The sequence below is a fragment of the Rhizobacter sp. P1_G5 genome (assembly GCF_056405435.1).
Genome location: NZ_JBFUCB010000830.1, coordinates 1 through 2,133, shown reverse-complemented (window position 1 = coordinate 2,133; position 2,133 = coordinate 1). Strand labels below are relative to the sequence as shown.

The window sequence follows — 2,133 nt, the reverse complement described above, 5'->3', positions numbered from 1 at the left end:
CCCTCGCTCGCGCCGCTGCGTGAACGCGTGTTCGGCCCCAACCCCGCCACGGTGTGGATGACCGGCCTCAGCGGTGCCGGCAAGTCGACGCTCGCCGCGGTGCTCGAACGCACGCTGCTGCAGGCCGGGCGGGCCGTGCTGATGCTCGATGGCGATGTGGTGCGCGAGGGCCTGAACCGCGACCTCGGCTTCACCGATGCCGACCGCGACGAGAACATCCGCCGCATCGCCGAGGTCGCGCGCCTCGCCAACGAGGCCGGCCTGATGGTGCTCGCCGCGGTGATCTCGCCCCGCGCCGCACACCGTGCCGCGGCGCGCGAGCGCATCGGCAGCGGGCGTTTCGTCGAGGTGCACCTGAGCACCTCGCTGGCCACTTGCGCGGCGCGCGATCCCAAGGGCCTGTACGCGCGCGCGAAAGCCGGCGGGCTGGCCAACTTCACCGGCATCGGCTCGGCCTACGAGGTGCCCACGCAGCCCGAACTGCGGCTGGACACCGGCGAGCTGTCGCCGGCCGACGCCGCGGCCCAGGTGCTGGCGCTGCTGCAGGCGCGCGGGCATCTGCGGTCCGGCCGGTAACATTCCCACCGCATGGAAGTAGCCCGCGACAGCGCCTGGCTCGGCGACGCCCACCCCCAAAAGCTGCAGGAAACGCCGCTGACGCGTTTCCTGCGCGCCGTGATGTGGGGCGCGGCGATCCTGCCGCTGGCGGGCTTCATCGCCGCGAGTTGGTGGGCCTGGCAGGTGGCCCACGACGATGGGCGCAGCACGCTGGTGCGCACCAGCGACGTGGCGGCGCGGCATGCGATGCGCATCTTCGAATCCTCGCGCGAGATCGCCGAGAAGTCGCTGCGCTTCGTCGGCGCATCCGACGACGAGGTGCGCGCCAACGAAGCGGCGCTGCGCCTGCGGCTGATGGACATCAGCACCGGCATCCCGGGCGTGCGCTCGATCTCGGTGTGGGATGCGCAGGGCCAACACCTGGTCGGCACCGGGTTCCCGGTCGGCTCGGGCAGCGTCTCGATCGCCGACCGCAACTACTTCCAGCAGATGAAGGCCACGCAGGCCCGGCTGGTCATCGGCGACGTCGTGCTCGGCCGGGCCTCCGGCATGCCGGCGCTGAGCATCGCGGTGCGCCGCCCGCGCGCCGACGGCAGCTTCGGCGGCATGGTCGTCATCGCGCTTCAGCCGGCGGTGTTCGAGGAGTTCTACCGCTCGATCGCGCTGGAGGAAGCCGACGTCAGCACCTTCACGCTGTTCAAGGCCGACGGCACGCTGCTGACGCGCTGGCCGCTGCCGCCGGCCCCGATCACGCGGCTGCCCGACACGAGTCCGGTGGTCACCGCGGTGCGGCAGGGGCAGCATGCGGGCGTGCTGAGCTTCCGCTCCAGCTTCGATGGCGCATTGCGCACGGTGAGTTTCCAGCAGGTGCACGACCTGCCGGTGTACGTCAGCAGCTCGCTGCGCGACGACGCGATCCTCGCCGACTGGAACCGCCTGGTCGCGCTGCTCGCGGCGATCACGCTGCCGGTGACGATCGGCCTCGTGTACGTGGCCTGGCTCGCGCTGCGCAAGACGCAGCTCGAGCAGCGCATGGCGATCGAGTTCCATGCCGAGGCGCGCAAGCGCGAGCAGGCCGAGAAGGCGTTGCTGCAATCGCAGAAGCTGGAGGCGCTGGCCCAGCTCACCGGCGGCGTGGCCCACGACTTCAACAACCTGCTGGCGATCGTCAACAGCAACCTGCACGTCGTGAGGAAGCTGCGGCCGGACGTGGCCGAGATGAAGCAGATCGGCGCGATCGCCCGCGCGGTGGGCTCGGGCGCGCGGCTGACGCGGCAGCTGTTGTCGTTCTCGCGCCGCCAGGCGCTGAAGCCGGAGCGGGTCGACCTGGCGGCRTGGCTGCCGGCGGTCTCCGAGCTGCTGAAGGCGACGCTGGGCAGCGGYGTCGCGCTGTCGCTGGAGGTGGCGGCAGAGGTCGCGCCGATCCGCGTCGATGTCGGTGAGCTGGAGCTGGCGCTGATCAACCTGGCATCGAACGCGCGCGATGCGATGCCGGGCGGCGGGCGTTTCTCGATCGAGGTGAGCCAGGAGCCGGCTGCTGCGGAATCTGCCGCCGCGCCGGGGCGGGTGCTGATC

Annotated in this window: 1 protein-coding gene and 1 pseudogene; both read left to right on the top strand. The window is 71.7% G+C overall.

What is annotated here, in order from left to right; all coding sequences use genetic code 11:
- The first annotated feature begins 15 nt into the window (after positions 1–15).
- Positions 16–576 carry an adenylyl-sulfate kinase gene (gene cysC, locus AC1D12_RS31635; protein WP_477845136.1) on the top strand — a complete coding sequence of 187 codons (561 nt, stop codon included), beginning with the start codon at positions 16–18 and terminating at the stop codon, positions 574–576.
- A 12-nt stretch (positions 577–588) separates the two neighbouring features.
- Positions 589–2,133, top strand: a pseudogene (locus tag AC1D12_RS31630) (hypothetical protein); the annotation flags it as partial.